Annotated in this window: 17 protein-coding genes and 2 tRNA genes; 10 read left to right on the top strand and 9 right to left on the bottom strand. The window is 35.0% G+C overall.

Annotation, left to right across the window (positions count from 1 at the left end):
- Positions 1–175: 175 nt before the first annotated feature.
- The gene (locus G6534_RS07165) at positions 176–652 is read right to left on the bottom strand and encodes a hypothetical protein (RefSeq protein WP_059073513.1); all 477 of its coding nucleotides are present in this window, start codon (positions 650–652) and stop codon (positions 176–178) included.
- A gap of 165 nt (positions 653–817) precedes the next feature.
- Here G6534_RS07165 and G6534_RS07170 point away from each other — a divergent pair.
- A tRNA-Gly gene (locus tag G6534_RS07170) sits at positions 818–888 on the top strand.
- Between the two features lie 43 nt (positions 889–931).
- On the opposite strand, the gene G6534_RS07175 is transcribed toward G6534_RS07170, so the two are convergent.
- The gene (locus G6534_RS07175) at positions 932–1,342 is read right to left on the bottom strand and encodes a TetR-like C-terminal domain-containing protein (RefSeq protein WP_182082543.1); all 411 of its coding nucleotides are present in this window, start codon (positions 1,340–1,342) and stop codon (positions 932–934) included.
- A 349-nt stretch (positions 1,343–1,691) separates the two neighbouring features.
- Complete coding sequence (locus tag G6534_RS12290) at positions 1,692–1,814, bottom strand: hypothetical protein (protein WP_268750966.1); 123 nt, start codon at positions 1,812–1,814, stop codon at positions 1,692–1,694.
- A gap of 596 nt (positions 1,815–2,410) precedes the next feature.
- Between G6534_RS12290 and G6534_RS07180 the strand changes: the two genes are divergently transcribed.
- On the top strand, positions 2,411–2,692 hold the full coding sequence (locus tag G6534_RS07180; protein ID WP_059073511.1) for a hypothetical protein: 282 nt from the start codon (positions 2,411–2,413) through the stop codon (positions 2,690–2,692).
- Between the two features lie 219 nt (positions 2,693–2,911).
- On the opposite strand, the gene glnA is transcribed toward G6534_RS07180, so the two are convergent.
- Positions 2,912–4,207, bottom strand: coding sequence for a type I glutamate--ammonia ligase (gene glnA / locus G6534_RS07185; RefSeq protein WP_182083283.1), 1,296 nt, complete (start codon positions 4,205–4,207; stop codon positions 2,912–2,914).
- A 340-nt stretch (positions 4,208–4,547) separates the two neighbouring features.
- Here glnA and G6534_RS07190 point away from each other — a divergent pair, with 340 nt between their 5' ends.
- Complete coding sequence (locus tag G6534_RS07190; protein WP_059073510.1) at positions 4,548–5,525, top strand: GMP reductase; 978 nt, start codon at positions 4,548–4,550, stop codon at positions 5,523–5,525.
- A gap of 204 nt (positions 5,526–5,729) precedes the next feature.
- Here G6534_RS07190 and G6534_RS07195 read toward each other — a convergent pair whose 3' ends face one another.
- The gene (locus G6534_RS07195; RefSeq protein ID WP_059073509.1) at positions 5,730–6,698 is read right to left on the bottom strand and encodes a glycosyltransferase family 2 protein; all 969 of its coding nucleotides are present in this window, start codon (positions 6,696–6,698) and stop codon (positions 5,730–5,732) included.
- Positions 6,699–6,718: 20 nt separating this feature from the next.
- Complete coding sequence (locus tag G6534_RS07200) at positions 6,719–9,121, bottom strand: glycosyltransferase family 39 protein (protein WP_182083284.1); 2,403 nt, start codon at positions 9,119–9,121, stop codon at positions 6,719–6,721.
- Between the two features lie 222 nt (positions 9,122–9,343).
- On the opposite strand from G6534_RS07200, the gene G6534_RS07205 reads away from it, so the two are divergent.
- The 4 genes from G6534_RS07205 to G6534_RS07220 all read left to right on the top strand — a co-directional run bounded on the left by G6534_RS07205 (position 9,344) and on the right by G6534_RS07220 (position 14,976).
- A complete protein-coding gene (locus G6534_RS07205) occupies positions 9,344–10,036 on the top strand; it encodes a response regulator transcription factor (protein ID WP_059073507.1) in 693 nt (230 codons plus the stop codon).
- The gene (locus tag G6534_RS07210) at positions 10,026–11,336 is read left to right on the top strand and encodes a sensor histidine kinase (RefSeq protein WP_182082544.1); all 1,311 of its coding nucleotides are present in this window, start codon (positions 10,026–10,028) and stop codon (positions 11,334–11,336) included. The genes G6534_RS07205 and G6534_RS07210 overlap by 11 nt, the downstream gene beginning before the upstream one ends.
- A gap of 168 nt (positions 11,337–11,504) precedes the next feature.
- Entirely contained in the window at positions 11,505–14,444 is a 2,940-nt protein-coding gene (locus G6534_RS07215) for a hypothetical protein (protein ID WP_182082545.1), read from the top strand.
- A gap of 88 nt (positions 14,445–14,532) precedes the next feature.
- Entirely contained in the window at positions 14,533–14,976 is a 444-nt protein-coding gene (locus G6534_RS07220) for an ASCH domain-containing protein (protein ID WP_182082546.1), read from the top strand.
- 37 nt (positions 14,977–15,013) lie between these two features.
- Here the strand turns inward: G6534_RS07220 and mscL are convergent, their stop codons facing one another.
- Entirely contained in the window at positions 15,014–15,403 is a 390-nt protein-coding gene (mscL, locus tag G6534_RS07225; protein ID WP_059073503.1) for a large-conductance mechanosensitive channel protein MscL, read from the bottom strand.
- Positions 15,404–15,559: 156 nt separating this feature from the next.
- Between mscL and G6534_RS07230 the strand changes: the two genes are divergently transcribed.
- A complete protein-coding gene (locus G6534_RS07230) occupies positions 15,560–15,949 on the top strand; it encodes a hypothetical protein (protein WP_059073502.1) in 390 nt (129 codons plus the stop codon).
- Between the two features lie 105 nt (positions 15,950–16,054).
- Entirely contained in the window at positions 16,055–17,428 is a 1,374-nt protein-coding gene (locus G6534_RS07235) for an NAD(P)/FAD-dependent oxidoreductase (protein WP_059073501.1), read from the top strand.
- A 49-nt stretch (positions 17,429–17,477) separates the two neighbouring features.
- On the opposite strand, the gene G6534_RS07240 is transcribed toward G6534_RS07235, so the two are convergent.
- A tRNA-Leu gene (locus G6534_RS07240) sits at positions 17,478–17,561 on the bottom strand.
- A 66-nt stretch (positions 17,562–17,627) separates the two neighbouring features.
- Between G6534_RS07240 and G6534_RS07245 the strand changes: the two genes are divergently transcribed.
- A complete protein-coding gene (locus G6534_RS07245) occupies positions 17,628–18,470 on the top strand; it encodes an NAD(P)H-hydrate dehydratase (protein ID WP_059073500.1) in 843 nt (280 codons plus the stop codon).
- Positions 18,471–18,496: 26 nt separating this feature from the next.
- Here G6534_RS07245 and G6534_RS07250 read toward each other — a convergent pair whose 3' ends face one another.
- Positions 18,497–20,131 carry a putative polysaccharide biosynthesis protein gene (locus tag G6534_RS07250; RefSeq protein ID WP_182083285.1) on the bottom strand — a complete coding sequence of 545 codons (1,635 nt, stop codon included), beginning with the start codon at positions 20,129–20,131 and terminating at the stop codon, positions 18,497–18,499.
- Positions 20,132–20,376 lie beyond the last annotated feature (245 nt).

Consider the following 20,376-nt stretch of genomic DNA (forward strand, 5'->3'; position numbering starts at 1 on the left):
CTGAATAAAACCACTGTTTAGTCCGGAATAGCAAAGGCTCCAAGTCGTGCCCACATTGTTCCAGCCAAATTTGCTTTGCTATGGAGGATGGAATATTTCTACTAACTAAAGAATCAAAAAAATCCACTAGAACATCTCTCCTATAGGGATATTCTAGTGGATTTTAAAATATTAATTATTTTCCGTTCTTTTGAACTGATTTAATAGCGGCTTTGTGTGAACCTTCATATAGTTTCCATTGCTTGCCATCAGAAGTCTTGATAGTAGTTTTGCCGACCTTAGTGAATTTCCAGTTGAAGTCAGGTTCCTTGATAATTCTGAAGCCATCGATCTTGAACTTCTTAGCATTATCTTTGTCCATAACGATTTTAGCTTTCTTGAAATCAGTAATAACTTTCTTTGAACCGCTCTTGCTTACACGCACGAATTGAACAGTCTTCTTATCTTTACCAGTAAAGAAAGTGATGTACTCATCCTTGTTATCTTTGCTGACACCAACATAAACTTGATTCTTGATCTCACTCTTTGTGATCTTTTTAGCAGAATGTTGTTCAGCTTGTTGAGTACTATTATTTGAACAACCAGTTGCTACGGTAGCAAAACCACCCATTAATGAAACAGCGGCTAATAAAGTAACCAATGTTTTTTTCATTATTATCTTCTCCTTGATGCAATTTATTGATAAAAATTCATCGTCACCCTTGATTTTATGGTAATGAAAACTAAAAATCAATTTATATTGTAAATTCAAAGGATTTTTTTAAATATTTCTTATCAATTTGAGCCAAAATATTGTATAATTATATAGTTATCAAATGCGAACTTAGTTTAATGGTAAAATACCAGCTTCCCAAGCTAGTGTCGCGAGTTCGATTCTCGTAGTTCGCTTCATATGGAATTTCTAAGCCGTTAGTCTTTTGACTAATGGCTTTTATTTTGCCGTCAAACTTGTAATACCGTTCAAAAATAACTCTTCAAAAAAGTTATATAGTTCTTCGACCGTCATCTCCGGATGCCTAATCCAATAAGCAATCAATCCTACTAAAGCAGACGAAATGTATTGTATTAACAATTCCTTTTGACGTTGATCTAAATCATTAAACTCATTAGAATCCTCAATTACTTTGAGCCCCTTCTGTGTCGAATAAGTGATAAAACGTTCATGAAAACGAGGATCACCAAAATCTCCCAATAAGAGGCTTATCACTTTTTTATTTTCATACACTAATTTAAGAATTTTTAAGATTCTATCATCCTTGTCAAATTCACGTGTATCAATCTGATAAGTATCTTTTTTAGCATGACTCAATCGAATAAAGATATCGTCCTCAATTGCTTGCAAAATTTGATATTTATCACCGTATTTTTCAAAAATAGTTCTGCACGCAATTTGACACTTATCGGCTATCTCAAAAATAGTAATTTCTGCAATTGGTTCATGTTCTAGTAACTCTAGTTAAGGCCGCTTGAATTTTTAAATCTTGCTCCATAAAAGCTCCTCCACACTCGGTCCTAATCTAATTTCTACATTGTCCGATATTTTTGAGAACGATTCAACTTCAAATTTGAATTAAAAAATACTAAGATTTTTTATAAAGCTTAATCAAATCCAATATAAAAAGTTAGGCCACCTATTATAGTAAAAATAGATGACCTAACTTTTTTTGATTGATTTAAAGACCGTCCCCATTTTAAGCGGTCTTAAGCTTGCTTACAGCTTCTTCAATTGTTTTACCGTCTGCAGAAACATGTTTATCTTTATCTTCAACAGTAAACAATTGAGATTTAATGTTTAACATTACACGATATTTCATTTGTCTACCTCCATCATTTATTCTTATATTGCTCAACGGATAATAAATGAAATTATATCCCTTATTTATTAAAATGCAAGCCCTTTCTTTTTAATAAAACTTGCATTTTTGATTTATGGTGGCATAATTTAAACATTCTCGATATAATGGACTTAGATAATAAGGAGAAGATGCAAAATGAAGAATATGTCCAAAAAAGAATATCCGTCGTGGTACCCTCATAGAAGAGGGCATAACACTGTAGAGTTTAATAAGCCAGATAAATGGTACGAATGGTCGGCCATTCTGGATGTTATCTTTTTTGCGATTTTTTTAATTATCATAACTCGTTAGAAATAAAAGACTTTGAATGATCGATGTCATTCAAGGTCTTTTTTATATTATTTTCTGGAAAAACACGTTTTAAATAACTTTGTAGTCTAATTTAAGCCAAATTACTCCAATTATTGGTGTTTTATCAAACAGTTCAATATACACCGTCACAAGCTTTATAAGCACATATAATAGTCATCTATTATTTCTCTTTTAATATTTTACCCTCTTACGCTTTGTAAGGCCTTACTTTTGCTATAATAAAAGCTAAGGGAGGCGGTAACATGGCTATAAAGATAAATTTAGTAGATGGTACTACTATTGAAATCAATGAGGACACTTACATCATTGCATGGAAATATCAATCATCGTTAATGGCAAGTAACGATGATCACTATTACTTAGATTGCATTTTTAAAGGGAACTTCGAGGACGGAAAAGTTTCCGAACAAGATGAAGAAAACAAAATTGAAGGTTTAATCAGCGCTGCTGATTGGATCACAATCGGCAAGGACAATAAAAACTCCTTAAAGACAACCGCTGTTTTAAGCATTACTAGAGATTAAAAAAAGACCTCAACCAAAATGGTTGAGGTCTTTATGCTCTCTGGGGGGAAAGCAGTAATCAGAATTTTGATTACGCCAAATCTTAACATTAAATTTTGGTAAATACCAGTGATTAGCCTATATAAAAATATTTAGTTAAACATTGAATTAATAGGCTTTTGAAGGCGATTTCAAATCACTGTAGCAAAAAAGCTTGACCTTACGATCAAGCTTTTTATTTTAATATTGAGACATGTAAGTATCTCTTTCCCATTGAGAAACAGTTTGTTGATATCTTGCCCATTCAGCATTCTTAGCGGCAAAGAAACTGTTAGTTAGTCCCTTACCTAGTGATTGTTGAACGTACTCATCTTTGCGAAGTGCTTTCAAGGAGTTGTGCAAAGTTGATGGCAAATCAACAATACCTTCCTCACGACGTTTTTCTTCTGACATTTCATAAATATTGTCTTTTACTTCTGGCATTAGATCATAGTCACTTGCAATACCGTCAAGACCTGCATCAAGGATACATGCAATAGCGAGATATGGATTAGTTGTAGGATCCACACTTCTCATTTCGATACGTTTTGACTTACCTTTAGCTGCTGGTACTCGGATCAAAGGTGAACGATTCTTACTTGACCAAGCAATATAAGTTGGTGCTTCATAACCTGGAACTAAACGCTTATATGAGTTAACAGTTGGATTATTAACAGCAGTTAGTGCACGTGCATGCTTCAATAAACCACTCATAAATTTCTTAGCAGTTGGTGAAAGCATATCATTAGCATCGTCAAAGATATTATCATCACCATTAAATAGTGACATATTGATATGCATCCCTGACCCATTGATACCTTGAACAGGCTTTGGCATAAAGGTTGCATACAAACCATGTTCTTTAGCGATAGTCTTAACTACTAATTTGAATGTTTCGATACTATCAGCAGCAGAAATAGCATCTTGATACTTGAAGTCGATTTCTTGTTGGCCCGGTGCAACTTCGTGGTGACTAGCTTCAACTTCAAAGCCCATCTTTTCTAATCCTAAAACAATATCTTTACGAACATTCACACCTAAATCAACTGGTGAGAAGTCAAAATAACTACCATCATCGTTTAGATGTAACGTTGGGTTTCCATGTTCATCTATATTGAATAAGAAGAATTCTGGTTCTGGTCCAATGTTGAAATGAGTGTAGCCCATGTCATGCATTTTCTTGATAATACGCTTTAAGTTAACACGTGGATCTCCTTCAAAAGGTGTTCCATCAGTTCTGTAAATATCACAGATCAAACGAGCTACCTTACCGTGTTCTTCTCCCCATGGGAAAATTAACCAAGTTGATAAATCGGGATGCAAAAGCATGTCACTTTCTTCAATACGAGTAAAACCATCAATTGATGAACCATCGAAAGTAATTTTATTCGCTAAAACTTTATCCAATTGTGATACTGGAACTTCAACGTTCTTAATGATTCCGTTGATATCTGTAAACATTAAACAAATAAATTCAACGTTTTCATCTTTTACCATTTTTGTAATATCTTCTGCAGTATACTGTTGCACTTTTAACCACTCCTATTGTATATACCGATTTTTTGAAGGTCGCTAATAAACGCCATCATCATAGCGTTTCACTAACAATATGATGATATTACCAATTACGTTTATCAGTGTCAAATATTTTCATTTAAATTTTCAATAAATTCCAATATTAAATAACAAAATAATCATATACGAAAATTCTATCACAATAAATAACTTTATTAACAGAATTCGATTGACTTCTTTCAATTTTCCAGTTAAATTATAGATACGAACGAAATGAAATATAAAAATAATAATTGTTCGTTATTAATGGAGTGGATAATAAATGCAAGTTTTTGATTACGAAGATATTCAACTAATTCCGAATAAATGTATTGTTGACAGCCGTTCTGAATGCGATACCACCATTAAATTTGGTCCGAAAACATTTAAGATTCCAGTAGTCCCTGCTAACATGCAAACGATCATTGATGAAAAACTAGCTGAAAAGTTAGCTACAAATGGTTATTTTTATGTCATGCACCGTTTCGAACCTGAAACTAGAATTGACTTCATCAAGATGATGAATCAAAAAGATTTATTTACTTCTATCAGTGTTGGTATTAAAAAAGACGAATATACTTTCATTGATCAAGTGGTTGCTGAACGTTTAAAACCTGATTACATTACAATTGACGTCGCTCACGGACACAGTGATCGTGTTATCGACATGATCAAATACATCAAGAATAAATTACCAGAAACTTTTCTTATTGCTGGTAACGTCGGTACTCCAGAAGCTGTTCGTGAATTGGAAAACGCTGGTGCTGATGCTACTAAAGTTGGGATTGGCCCCGGTAAAGTTTGTATCACCAAATTAAAGACTGGTTTCGGTACTGGTGGTTGGCAATTAGCTGCTTTAAGACTTTGTGCCAAAGCTGCTAGTAAACCTATCATTGCTGACGGTGGCGTTAGAAATGATGGTGACATTGCAAAATCAGTTCGTTTTGGAGCTGACATGGTTATGATTGGTTCCCTACTCGCCGGTCATAAAGAATCCCCTGGTAAAATCATTGAAAAAGATGGTCAAAAATATAAAGCCTACTTTGGCTCTGCATCTCAATACCAAAAAGGTGAATATAAAAATGTCGAAGGTAAAAGAATGCTCGTACCTTATAAGGGAGAAATCATGGATACTTTGACTGAAATGAAACAAGATCTACAATCATCGATTTCCTATGCTGGTGGTAAAGATTTAAGTTCTCTACGCAAAGTAGACTATGTAATTGTTAAAAATTCAATTTACAATGGTGATGTATATTAATTAAATCCATAAAAAAAAGAAGTTGGCGACTGGGTGTTCGTCAGCTTCTTTTTTATGAATGGGATAGTTCATGTTCAATTTGATAAGAATCGTTGTCCATCAAACAACTTAATAACTATCAAATTTAACGTTACTGTAACACATAAATTAGGAATTAAAAAGCATGAAAGCTTTTAAGGTATAAAAGACTATTTCTTTTTTTATTTAATTATTAATTTGTCGAGCCGAAAAATGATGAATTCCTTTATTTCTTTCTTCAAATCCTTCGGTCTTGCTAACAATATAGCGGGGACGATTATTTACTTGATCCAAAACTCTGCCTAAATAACTACCTAGTATACCAATTGATAGCATCAGTAATCCCAATGTGAATAGTAACACTGTTACACCAATTGATGCAAAGCTATAACTATTTGTAGCAATTAAGTATCCCAATGAGAATACTCCACTAGCTAAAGGCAAAACTGAGAATAGATTTACAAAATGCAAAGGTTTCATGGAAAACGATGTGATTCCATCAACTGCTAATTTAATCATTTTTGACAAAGGATATTTGGTTTCCCCAGCAATCCGCTCTTGACGGTGATACAGGACACTTGTTTGCTTGAATCCAATCCAAGTTACTTGACCACGAACAAAGGGGTCTTTTTCGTGTAGTTTCAACAATTGCTGAACAGCACGTCGATCCATTAAGCGAAAATCACCTGTATCCAATGGCATATTAATAGTGGCTAATTTTTGGAAGGTTCGATAAAACATTTTAGCGGTGAACTTCTTAAAAACTGTTTCACCATCTCTTTGCATTCTTTTACCATAAACTATTTGATAACCTTCATGCCATTTTTTAATCATTTGAGGAATCACTTCAGGTGGATCTTGCAAGTCGGCATCCATAACTACGACCGCATCCCCCTTGGTATATTCTAGACCAGCTGTAATAGCCAGCTGATGTCCAAAATTACGTGAAAATTCAACTAGTTTGATGTGATCATTTTGAGCCAATGCTCGTTTAATGATTGCCACTGATTTGTCCTTTGATCCATCATCAACAAAAATCAGTTCATACTTTTCTTCTTGTTGCTCAATATAATTTAGTAACGTATCAATCGTAGCTTGAATACCCGCTTCTTCATTAAAAACCGGCAAAACGATTGAGATTAATTGATTTTTCATAAGAACATTCCTTTCATTGATTATTTATAAATACTTGATAAATCATAAAGTGTTCCTGATTGTCCAGGTCCACCTTGACCTTGGCCTTGTCCTTGATTTTGGCCTTGACCAGGTTGGCCTTTCTTCATGGACTTCTTCATTTTCTTTAATTGTTTCTTAGTCAACTTCTTCTTACCATTTGGCTTTTGAGGGTTGCTATTTTGTCCTCCACTTGGAGCATTGCCACCTGGAGCGTTTCCACTAGGAGCATTACCGCTTGGAGCACTGCCATTATTACCTGAAGAACTAGGTTTTGATGGTGGATTAGTTGAACCACCTGGCATTTGACTATTGGATTTAGTCTTCGAAGCAACCGTCACTGAACTGGAATTGTTAGTTTGTGTATTACTACTACTTAAAGTAACTTTCTTAGCATGCTTCTTGATCCAATTTACAATTTGAGTATTAGAACCACCAGTTTTGCCACCAGAGTAGTAATACTTGACCTTGCCTTCTTTAACTAATTTCTTAAATTGTTTCAAAGTGATGGCTTTATCTGTTCCGTTAAAACCACCCATAGCCATAACAGCTTCACCAGTTTGAATAATGTATGGAGCTGCAGTACTTGAATCGTCAGTAGCAAATAAATATTCCGCATTGCCTTGATGCTTTTGCAAATATTTCAATAGCGTCGTATCGACTTGGGAATTACCCATACCGCCACCGCCGCCAGCTGAAGAAATTAAAGATGGTCCTGCACTAGGAATTCCATCACTAGAACCAGCTAAGGTTGGTGTTAAAGACCACCAAGTTGGCGCCAACATAACAATTATCAAAGCTGCAACTGGCCAAACTCGTTTATTTTTCAATTTGATTGCAATCCAAGGTAAAACGAATAGCGGAATTGAAATAATAATTCCAGCAATCAACAAGATCCAGCTCAAAGTTGGATAGTAATCATTGAGATACCATGCTTGCAAGATACTTGTTGCTAAAATTGAAATTGGCAATAACATTGACCAAGGTGATTTTTCTTTCCACTGTTTGATCATCGTGAAGATTCCAATACCGGCTAAAGCAGCCATAGCTGGAGCCAACATGATCGTATAGTATGGATGGAAGAAACTTGCGACAGAGAAGAATCCACCGACAGGAATCAACCAACCTAACCAGAGCCAAAGTTCTTTTCTTTGAGGTGTTAAAGCATACCATTTCTTCTTAGAGTCTCTGAAATAGGCATAACTTGAAATCACACCGAAAATTGCTAATAACATTAACCAACTAATTTGTGGTCCTAATTCTTTTTGCAATAATCTAAATGGTCCAGCAGTACCAATATTAAAGGCACCACCGCCACCACCAGTCATTCCACCTTGAGATTTTTTATTACCTGAAGGGATACTTGGAGCATTACCCTTTTTGGAACTAGGCTTTGCTGGTGGATTGTTCTTTGAACTAGATTTCTTGGTTCCACTAGGTGGTGTTGGAGCGCCATTTGCGGATTTTTTACCACTAGATTTCTTAGAACCTGATGGTGGCATCATCGATTTAGAATTCTTAGATGATTTATTTCCCATTCCTGGGAAAGCTCCACCTGTACCAGTTGTTTGGCCCAAAAGACGTTGTGTTCCGTTATATCCAAAAGCTAATTCCAAAGCAGAGTTAGTTTCAGAACCACCTTCATAAGGCCGATTTGAAGAATTAGTCATATCAACTGATAGTGGCCAAATTAAAGTGAAAACTGCTAAAAAGATCGTTGCTATCGATAAATGTGCTAATTTCTTTTTCCAATTAACATTGGCACTTAACCAGTAATAAAGATACAGTGCCGGTAAAATCATAAAGGCTTGCAACATCTTAATATTGAATGAAAAGCCGACTAAAGCAAAGCCAATCCAAAGATAACGTTGCTGTTGCTTTAAGACTGCTTTTTGAACGAACCAGACTGACAACAATAGGAAGAAAACTAACGTTGCATCCATGTTATTAGTCCGAGAATCCGCTACAACAATTGGCGTCAAAGTCATAACTAACGCTGCAATTCTTGCTGGGACTTTCCCAAAACGTTTAGATACTAGGCTGTAAATCAAGTAAACCGAACCAATTCCAAATAGAATTGATGGTAAAACAACACTCCAGCCATGGACACCAAATATTTTGGCACTGATCGTCATGAACCATAAAGCTACCGGTGGCTTATCAACTGTAATAAAGCCGGCCGGATCAAAACTGGCATACCAGAAGTTTTTAAAACTCTTTGTCATACTGACAATAGCTGCCGTATAAAAATTATTGGCTTCACCCGCTTCCCAGATATTCCAGGCATAAAGAAAAGCTGCCAAAATCAAAATGGCAATCAGCCAATAATCATACTTAATATTTCTTAATTTATCGAAAAAACTATTTTGACGTCTTGTTTCACGTCGTGAGTCTTTTGATTCCATCATTTATCTTCTCCCATCTTTAAAAAGCAATATTTATAAAGAAACAAATGATTGAATAAACTAATATCGAAAATAAAATCGATTTTAAAGGTGATTTATTTTTCATCTGCTTAAGTTCCTTTCGTTATGACAAGGACAAGATTAGCCAAAATAGCTTAAATTAAGCTTAAATTAAAAAAAATGCCTTATAATTATATTCAGAATCAATAAAAGGAGTACAAAATGTCAAATAGTGTAAGAATTTTAGTAGTTGAAGATGATGAAAATTTAGCTAACAATATTGCTACTTTTTTAAGTGATTTTTCGAAGGTCGATATCGAAGGCGATGGTTTAAGTGGAAAATTTGCTGCAACTGAAGATGTTTACGATTTGATAATCCTAGATATCATGTTGCCTGAAATGAACGGTTACGACGTTTTGAAAAATATCCGCAAAGATAAAATCAATACGCCAGTTTTAATTTTGACTGCCAAAGCTGACATCGACGACAAGGTTCATGGATTCAATTTAGGTGCAGATGATTATTTAACTAAACCTTTCCACCGTGAAGAATTACTGGCCCGAGTCAAAGCGCTTCTAAAAAGAAGTGGTACTTTAGCAGATGACTCAATTTTGCGGATCAGAAATATCGAAGTTAATTTGAACACGCATGAAACTACTTGTGATGGCAAAACAATTGCTTTGAATGGTAAGGAATATGATCTATTAGTTTATTTATTGCAAAATAAAAATACTATTCTTACCAAAGATCAAATATTTGAACGAATTTGGGGCTTTGATTCTGATACCTCCATAACAGTTGTTGAAGTTTATATGAGTAATTTGCGTAAAAAATTACGTCCATCGCAAAATGACAATTTAATTAAAACTATTAGAAATGTTGGGTATATTTTCCAAGATGAAAATGAAGTCTAAACAATCAAAAATTACTCGCCGTCAACAATTCAAATTATTCCTATCTATCATGGCAGCCTTTGCCGTCTTAAGTTTGGCTTTGGGTTTGATAATTTTTAATTTGTTCCAATCATCTACTTACAAAAGTATCGATAAAGAAATGCGTGAACAAATTGCTTCCGTTCAAAAACAGCCTAATATGCACCAGCAAAATGAGCCTAATCCTGAACCTAATCATCCCGAGGAACGAAATAAACCAAATCCTAAAATGCCGTTTCAAGCTTCAATTTTAGTTTTTAGCGATAATGGTAAATTATTAAATAAAAGTAGTTTAGGTAACCGTTACTCGGCTTTGAAAAATATTAAATTAAATAAAAAAAATATTAACAAGAAACAAACAATTGTTGTTCATAATATGAACTTTCGATCGGTTTTAATAAAAGTTTCCAAAAAAAATAATAATCCGATGTACGCGGGTCATTATGTTTTAATCATGCAAAATATTGATACCCAAATTCAAATTGTGAAAAACTTTGAAAAAATTCTTATTTTAACTTTCTTCATCTTTTGGATCATAGCTTTAGTAGTTTCATACTTCTTGGCACGAATCAATATGTTACCAATTGTCAAATCTTGGAAACAACAGACCGAATTCGTTAACGATGCTGCTCACGAATTGAGAACTCCTTTGACTATCATTCAAGGAAAACTCGAGTACATGTTGACTAAACCAAATAAAAAAATCATCGACGAAGCAGAAGCCATTTCTGTTTCACTCGATGAAGTCAACCGCCTCAATTCATTAACTAATAATCTGTTGGATTTAGCTCGTTTTGACCAAGCTACGACCAAATTGAATTTTGAATATACCAAACCACAATTATTTTTAAAAGATCCCATCGAACCATTCAAAGACATCATCAATTCTCAATCAAAAGTCTTTCAAATCAATCTAAATCATCATCCTACCTTATACTTAGACCGTAATAAAATTAAACAATTATTGATAATTTTATTAGACAATGCTACTAAATATACTCCGAAAAATGGCACTATTAAAATTTACGATCAAGTTGAAGGCTCTAAATATCAATTCATTATTTCTGATACTGGCGTTGGTATTAAGGATAGCGATAAGGATAAAATCTTCGGTAGATTTTACCGTGTCGACAAATCTAGAAACCAGAGCAGTGGTGGACACGGTCTCGGCTTAGCGATTGCTAAACAAATCGTTTCTAACCACCAGGGGCATATCTTCGTTCGTGACAATCTCCCCCACGGCAGTGAGTTTGTTGTCGAACTGCCAATCAAACATAAATAAAAAAGTAAAAAAATATTAACCAACTTCAAACAAGAGAATTGGTTAATATTTTTTATTTTCTTTTTCATAAAACACAGTTCATTTCTCAAAAAATCAATTCTGAAATTTTGAATTAGTCGGTTCTTAATAAAATGATAAGATTTCAAAGTTGTATATGGGAGGAATCTTATGAAAAAGAAAAGTTTATTGTTATTAATTTTAATTAGTAGTCTCTTATTATTATTCAGCACTACTTCCGTCAAAGCAGAAACAACTGATACTCCTCTAACTGATGCTGATATTGCTCAAATTTTTCCACACAAGGACAATACTGAAATAATTGTCAGCTACGTTTTAGAAGATCAAAAAGAATTGGTTTTAAAAACTACTGAAAAAAACGTCCTCGACATTGATACTTTAAAAAAAGAACTCGGTGAAGACAACGTTTTACATGATTCAGAGAAGAATGAAACTATTGTCAAATTAGATCCCCAAAAAATCTCTTTCAAATTATTCGTTGATAATCAAAAGCCATTTACCTTATCCGTTCATAAAATAAATGGTGAGGAAATTTTTAATTACGATGTCAATGATACAAATCAAACTAGAGATATTGTTACTCCGGCTGATGATGAAGAGGACGAATCTGGTTGGGTTTTCTCGGAAATGTTAAAAGTCAGTGAAGGCCCTATTCTCGAACATAGTGATGGTTCCAGTACCCGCCCACTTTTATACTTCGGAGATTATAACTATGCTATTCAAAGAATGTCGATCAGTGATGCCTTTGGTATTCGAGGAAAATCTCGAATCGATAGTTTAACGACTCCAGGCACTGCCGTTTTATATGCAAGCAAGGACGGTCGAATCGAAGACGGTGCTAGAGGAAAAGGAAATCACATTTATACTGACCACTACGGTGATCATCAAGAAAATGACTATGACATGCTCTCAGTTATCAATATGGGACTAAAAGAAGATCCCCGTGGAGTTGAAGATCGATCGATTGGTTCCCCACGTAGTTATACTTCAAACAATCTTTATAATTACGTAGTTGAAAGTGATGGTAAAGGTGTGCCTGGTGTTAGTGGTCCCAATAAAATTGGTGAAAGCTATGCTATGTTAGATACACCCAAATTTTATTATCGAACTAATCCACAAACTGGATTTGAAGAACAAAAAATGGTTTTTCATCAAAAGGCTTTTTATGCCTATAAAAAAGGTCGTAACAATCCAGAAATTACCACTACTATTAAATTGAGTTTCAACAAAGTTGGACGCGTACAAACAAAAATTGCTTTTAAAAATACCGGAAAATATGCTTTCGGCAACTTCGTAGGTCTTTCCAATCATGACCTTTCTTTAAATAAAGATAATCAAGAAATTAGAGATAATCGTGGTAAGGCCATTGGAAATTACGTGAAATTACGTGCTCTTGGAAATCAGCGTGGAATGTACATGCAATCTGGAGATAACCAAGTTCGAACTAGTTATTATCTAAACCGCGAAAATGGTCCTGCCGGCTGGGCTGGTCGTTCTTCAAGTAAATCTTATCTTGCTACCAAAGGATTCATGCACAGTCCGGGATTACTTGAACTTATTGGTTCCTCTAACGAAAGATATTACCCATGGAAAGTTGGAAAAGACGATCATACTTGGAGTTTTATAGGTGGTACCAAACCGACAAAGTTTTTCAACGATGATATCCCTGGCTATCGTTCACCATATGTTGCAGAAAAACTCTACAATGCTTTTTCAGATCACTGGGACAAAGGTGATCTCGAAAGAAAAGAAGTTGGCGGTCGTCTGGGGGTAAAAGAAAATGATTATACTTGGGATGCTGGCTTAACGATGCGAACATCTCCTAGAGATTTATTAACTGGTCAAACTATCAAACTAGAATATGAATCACAAATTGATGTTAAAGGAACAACTTTTAATCCTGTCTTTGAACTAGATTTACACGGAACTAACGATAACCCTCAAATAATTTCTGACAAAGAACTTCAAGACCGCAAAGGTAAATTACCAATTACCGGTACTTGGTACGATTTTGATAGTACTGACGTTACGATGTACTACTCAATTGACAGTGAAGATCCTGAAGATGACCAAATTCTCTTTAATCGTTCGCAATCTCAAAATGACGCTTTTAATGGTAAGCTCAACGACATCACAAAAGTTAGTTTACCTTTAAAGGGTTTAGATCCTGGTATGCATACGATTCGTTTCTACATGATTGATAAAGAAGGACACCGTTCACAAATGCAAGAACACGTTTTAAAAATCAGTAAGCCAGTTACTAACGAACCACAAATTGATGTCACTTCTCCAGGAGCAACTTCTAAAAATCCCTATAAAGTCTATGGTGAATCGATTGATATTAAAGGAACTTGGTCTGATAAAGATAGTAAAAAAATCAAATCTATTTCTTATCAAATCAACAATCACGATGAAAAAATCATCCGCGAAAACATCCCCAATCCTACTCCAGGAAAACAAAATATTGGCGATATTGATGGTTTAGATATTGCTTGTTGCAACAACTTCGACAAAAATAAAATCGTCTTTAAAATTGTCGATGAAGAAGGTCTCGTTGGTACAGATAGTTTCTACTTCCAACACGTACCTGGTGGCTTAACATTATCAGCTCCAGAAGAAATCGACTTCGGAACTTTAGCAGTCTCTCCTACTGGTGGTACTCCAGTTAAACCAACTATTAAAGAAGGAAATATTGTTTTAGGCGATTATCGTCAACAAGATGCTCCCCCTATTTCAGTTAGCCTAAAAATGGATAAATTCTACAAAGAAGAAGAACATCACGATGATCAAGGTGGTGGCGATGATAGTTTAGCCAATATCGATATTCCAGACAAAGCAAATACTAAAATTGAAATTCCCAAAGAATCCTTAGTTCACGATGTTTACTGGAAAAATAAACTCATCAACAGCGATGAATTGATTATCGGTCAGTCAGCTCAAAAAACTGGTCCTCAATGGGAATACAAGACTAATTTGACCGAGGACGTTTTAAAAAACCTCAAAATCAGATTCAGATCCAATCAAAACGGCGCTTCGAGTGGAAAATACGTTAGCCACTGGACTTGGCAAACGGTTGATTCCGTTCAATAATTTTTAACCACAAATTCAATTTGAGTTTGTGGTTTTTTGTTAAATTATGTTTTAATAAAAATATACTGATATTATGAGGTGTCCAAGTATGGATAAAGAAAAAATCCAAGATTATTGGTTCAATTTTTTGCGTGATAAAAACTCGCTCTACTACCCACTAGGAGATATTACAACTTTCGGTGGCGAACCAGACAAATTAGCGCATTTAGTTTATGACGGTGTAAAAACTGCCACAACTTCTGCTTATGAATTGTATGAACCAAATGAGTACATGCCCCAAGTTGGTGACTATAACATCATTTTAGATGGTGATGAAAATCCACTTTGTATCACTGAAACATTAGTTACTGAAGTTGTTCCATTTAAATATGTCAGCGCTGAACACGCCTACCATGAAGGTGAAGGCGACCAGACTTTAGACTACTGGCGTGAAGTACACACTGACTTTTTCAAAAAAGAATACCAAGCTGCTGGCAAAGAATTCAATGATGAAATTCCTTGTTTGTGCGAAGTCTTTAAACGTATCTACTAAAAAAACGAAACTAGAATGATTATCTAGTTTCGCTTTTTTAATTGTCTTTCTTTTCATCTAAAGCTTCAGAAATCTTCTTTAGATACATGACCATTTCTTCTTGTTTATCTTCTTCTGGTTCAGCCTCTTCCTCATCGCGACTCTTAATAATCTTATTCATCACTTTAACTAGTAAGAAAACTACGAAAGCAATAATCAAGAAGTTAATAATAGATTCAATGAAAGTTCCATACTTAAAAGTTGCGTCCCCAACTTTGAAAACTAAATTACTTAAGTCAATCTTACCTAGGAACAAACCAATCAATGGATTGATCAAGTTGCTTACTAAAGATTGTACAATTGCTGTAAAAGCAGCACCCATAATTACACCAACGGCTAAGTCCATAACATTGCCACGGCTAATAAATTCTTTGAATTCCTTTATCATAATTCCAATCTCCTAAATTGATTTCTACCTTTAATTATAGCGGTTTTAGGGTCTTTTGTGCAAATTATTTACTAGATTTATCTGTACGAATCGTCAAAATTAGCCGTTTTTATTCAATGATTTCATTTATAATGCTAATAGAAAGGTTGTGGACACATGAATGATTTTGAAATGTACAAGATGATTTTAGAAATCATTTCTGATAAAAACCCCAAGGACTTACAAGCACTACTCGACGAATCACAACATTATCAAAACGTTAAAGATTATATTGCCAGCGACGAACCTAATTCATTTTTGATTCAAAATATTCAAGACATGACTTTGAATATGATAAACGATGGTTTGATTTCGGCTGTCGTCAGTCCTTTAAAATATGTTACTTTAATCAAATTTAATGGTCTAACTGTCTTAGGTTTTCAATATTTAAAAAAACTCAAGGAACAAGATACCAAAAAACAAATCGAAACAATTCTCGATCAAGAAGGTCACGTCATGTCTGCCAAAAATCTCACTGAAATTCTTTCAAAACTCATTTTTAGTTAAGGCTAACTTATTTACAGTTGTCGATTAACTTAACTTTTGACACCCACCAAATTAAAGCTTACTCTGTATTTGTGACAAGTTTTCTAATAATATGGAGGTTTTTTTATGTCAAAGACTAATGTAGTAATTGTTGGTGCCTCACATGGTGGCCATCAATCAATTTTGGAATTATTAAAGCGTTATGATGACGTGGATATTAAATTATTCGAAGCTGGAGATTTTGTTTCCTTCATGTCTTGTGGGATGGAACTTTATCTAGAAAACAGCGTTACCGACGTCAATGATGTTCGTAACTTTGCTCCTAGTGACTTCAAGGATGATGAAAATGTTGCCATCCTCAATAATCACCAAGTTACAAAAATCAACGCTGATAAAAAGACAGTTACTGTTATCAACACTAAGGACAACAGTCAAACTGAATATCCTTACGATAAATTAATTTTAAGTTCTGGAGTTACGCCTAAGTCTATCCCCGTTCCAGGCAATGACTTGGAAAACGTTTATTTGATGCGTGGTTACGATTGGGCTACTAAGATCAAAAATAAATTAGAAGATTCAAGCGTTAAAAATATTACAGTTGTTGGTGCCGGATATATTGGTATCGAAGCCGCTGAAGCCAGTGTCAAAGCTGGTAAAAATGTAACCTTAATGGATGTTATCGATCGTCCATTAGGTACTTACCTAGACCAAGAAATGACTGACATTTTGACTAAACATCTTGAAGAAAAAGGTGTCAAAGTCATTACTAGTGCAAATATCAAAGAATACGTTGGTTCTGACAAAGTTACTGCTGTCAAAACTGATAAAGAAGAAATTCCAAGTGACGTTGTCATTCAAGCCGCTGGTGTTCAACCAAATACTAATTGGCTCAAAGGCACAGTTGATCTTGATGATCGTGGTTGGATCAAAACTAATGAATATCTACAAACTAATTTACCTGACGTCTATGCCATTGGTGATGCTACATTGGCTTACTCAATTCCAGCTGACAATCATGTTCCTATCGCTTTAGCAACCGTAGCTCGTCGTGAAGCTAGATACGTCGTAAAACATTTATTTGAAAAGCAACCTGCTCTACCATTTGGTGGCGTTGTTGGTTCTTCAGCTTTGAGTGTCTTTGATTATCACTTTACAGAAAGTGGTCTCAATAGCTTCACTGCTAAACGCTCTAACGTTGAAGTCGCTAAATCATTCTATACAGGCAGTCTAAGACCTGCTTACGTTCCTGCTGGCAAAGACAACCCTGAAGTTTGCGTCCAACTATTCTTCAATCCAAGTTCTCACGTTTTACTAGGTGGAGCCGTTCTTTCAACTTATGACATTACCGCTCAAGGAAACGTTTTGGCCTTAGCCATTCAACATAAACTAACTGTCGAAGATTTGGCCGATGCTGACTTCTTCTTCCAACCTGGTTTTGACAGACAATGGAGCATTTTAAATATTGCTGCTCAACATGCCTTAGGAGAAAAAGATTTCTAAAAAATAATAGAGCTAGAACTGCTTGATTACAGTTCTAGCTCTTTTTTTATACCGCTGGTGGGATTCGAACCCATACATGGAAAACCATACAACGACCTGAACGTTGCGCGTCTGCCAATTCCGCCACAGCGGCAAATAATACAAATAATCTCTCAATTAGATTACAATGAAAATGATACTACAAATGGAGGTTGTTGTAATGGAAAAAATTAGTAAAAGTGTGTTAAATCAAGTTATTACCCCACGTGATCCTGAATCATATAAAGGAAATTACGGTAAAATACTCATTATCGCCGGATCAACTCAATTCGGTGGTGCAGCTATCATGTGTAGTAGTGCTGCCATTCACAGTGGAGCTGGATTGGTGACCGTTGCCACAACTCCCGAAAAATTCACTGCTATTAACATCAAAATCCCTGAAGCCATGACGATTGATTATCATGATAAAAAAGCCTTGCTGACTGCTATTATTAATAATCAAGTTATTGCAATCGGACCAGGATTAGGTACGTCAACGGTTGCTAAAGGTTTGGTCAAAGCTGTCTTAAATAATACTAAGACTGATCAAACGGTTATTTTAGATGCTTCGGCCTTAACAATCATAGCTGAAGAAAAAATTCCACTTCAAACAACAGCAAACATCATTTTGACTCCTCATCAAGGCGAATGGCAACGCCTCTCTAATCTGGCTATTACCGAACAAATAGAATTAAACAATCAAATACATCTGCATGAATTGAATCCTGATGCCTTGTTGGTTTTGAAGAAGCATCAATCAGAAATTTATTATCATGACCAAGTTTCAAAAATCATTGCGGGAAATCCCGGCATGGCAACTGGTGGTATGGGCGATACTCTAACTGGTATCATTGCTGGGTTTGTTGGTCAATTTGGTTTCTCTTTAGAAACGATTCAGGCAGCTCTTCTACTACACAGTGAAATTGGTGATAAATTAAACGAGAAAAATTATGTTGTTTTACCTTCTTCAATTATAGAAAGAATCCCTAAATATATGGCTAAATTTAGTTCAAAGGATAAATAAAAAGCGTGAATTTAATCACGCTTTTTTTATTTCATTCTCAAGATTTGTCTGATACGATCAACTCTTGAACCAACAATCTTATCAGCCAAAGACGTCTTCAAGACTAAGTATCCGTAAATAACTCCACCTAATCCAGCTTCCAAAATCAATGCTACTACACTGATAATTCGATCAGAATTTCCAACAAAGTGGAAAACTATCCAATTTACTAATAATACTGAAACAAACATTATCAAGGAGAATAAAATAATTCCACTGATTCTTCTCGAGATCCGACCGGTATTGAAAGGATAAATTGCATGCAGTTTTGCTAACATAAGCCAACAAACAACACCCATACCGATACTTGTAGCCACTAACGGACCAAATTCGTGGAATAACCAAATCATTGGCAATTGCACAACTACCTTTACGATAAAACCATAAACGAAATACTTAATAGCCAAGCGATTACGATATAACGCTTGTAAAACGGCTGACAAAACGGTGAACAATCCCAACAATATTGAAATAACAGATGAGAACTGCAACATCAAGACACCTAAAGCGTCATAACGATAGAACGTCGTCCATAATGGTTGGGCCACTGCATACATCCCTAATGATGCGGGAATCATAATGAAGAAGAACAATTCCAAAGTATTAGAAATTTGATTTTCGATTTTTTCTTTATTGCCCTTCGAATACAATCCAGATAGGATTGGTACCGCTGTAACGGCCATAGCGGTTGATAATGAAACAATGATCATGATTAGTTTATTAGCTTGAAAACCAAACAATGAGTAGTAATTATCTAATTGTGCTCCACTTGCATTAACGAATAATCTCATAAATTGATTAAATGTTGATTGATCATACAAGTTAAAAAATGTTATCCCTGCATCCAAGATAATGAATGGCAATGCTTGTTGGAAAATTTCGCGAGTAAAGTTATTTTCATTAACATTTGCAACAGGTTTACCATTACGAGACAAGCTTCTTAATCTTGGCAGTCGTTTTAAAATCGCTAAAATCAGAATAACAATCGCCACAGCAGCACCAATGAAAGCCGCAAAGGTCGATTGAACAACGGCATTAATATAGCTACCCTTACTTACTATCATGATCATATAAGTTGCTATCAACATATAAATAACACGGGCAATTTGCTCAATAAATTGTGAGATAGCGGACGGAGCCATATCCGAATATCCTTGTAAATAACCTCTCAAAATACTCAAAATAGGAATAACCAGCACGGCTACCGCTAATGATTTGATAACCGGAATACTTCTTGGATCGCCATCAGTAAACATAACTGCTAAGAGTGGCGCCCCAAAGAACATGATTGCCCCAAAAATGACCCCCATAAAGGTCATGATTTTGAGACCATGTTTGAATAATTTATTTCCGGTTGCATATTGATCTAACGCATTATAATGTGAAATTTGTTTAGAAATTGCTCCAGGAATTCCTGCTGTTGAAACAATCAGGAATAAACTATAGATATTATATCCTTTTGCGAACAATGCATTAGCCGCTGGATAATCAGACCCCATCCAGGCCATCCATGGGATAATGTATATTGCTCCCAAAATACGAGAAAAAATACTACCAGCTGTCATCCAAGCTGACCCTTTTAACATCGTATCTTGCGGAGATTCAGGGTTTAAAACTGGCATTACTTCTTCTTGGCTTTTATTTACGCCCAAAACTTGCACCACCTTAAAAACTATCCATTTAATTATAGCAAAGTTCTTATCCTAAAAATTTTAAATTACTCTTAAATTACGCAAAAAGCAAATTAATTTATAAAAGAACCGCTAATTTTACAGAACGAATAAATTGTAAAGCTTTTTTGAGATTAATTCATGTTAGAATGAATTTGTTGTTTCGGGGATAAGCCATTTTAATACAACTCACCCAC

This window comes from Companilactobacillus pabuli (assembly GCF_014058425.1).
Taxonomy (GTDB): domain Bacteria; phylum Bacillota; class Bacilli; order Lactobacillales; family Lactobacillaceae; genus Companilactobacillus; species Companilactobacillus pabuli.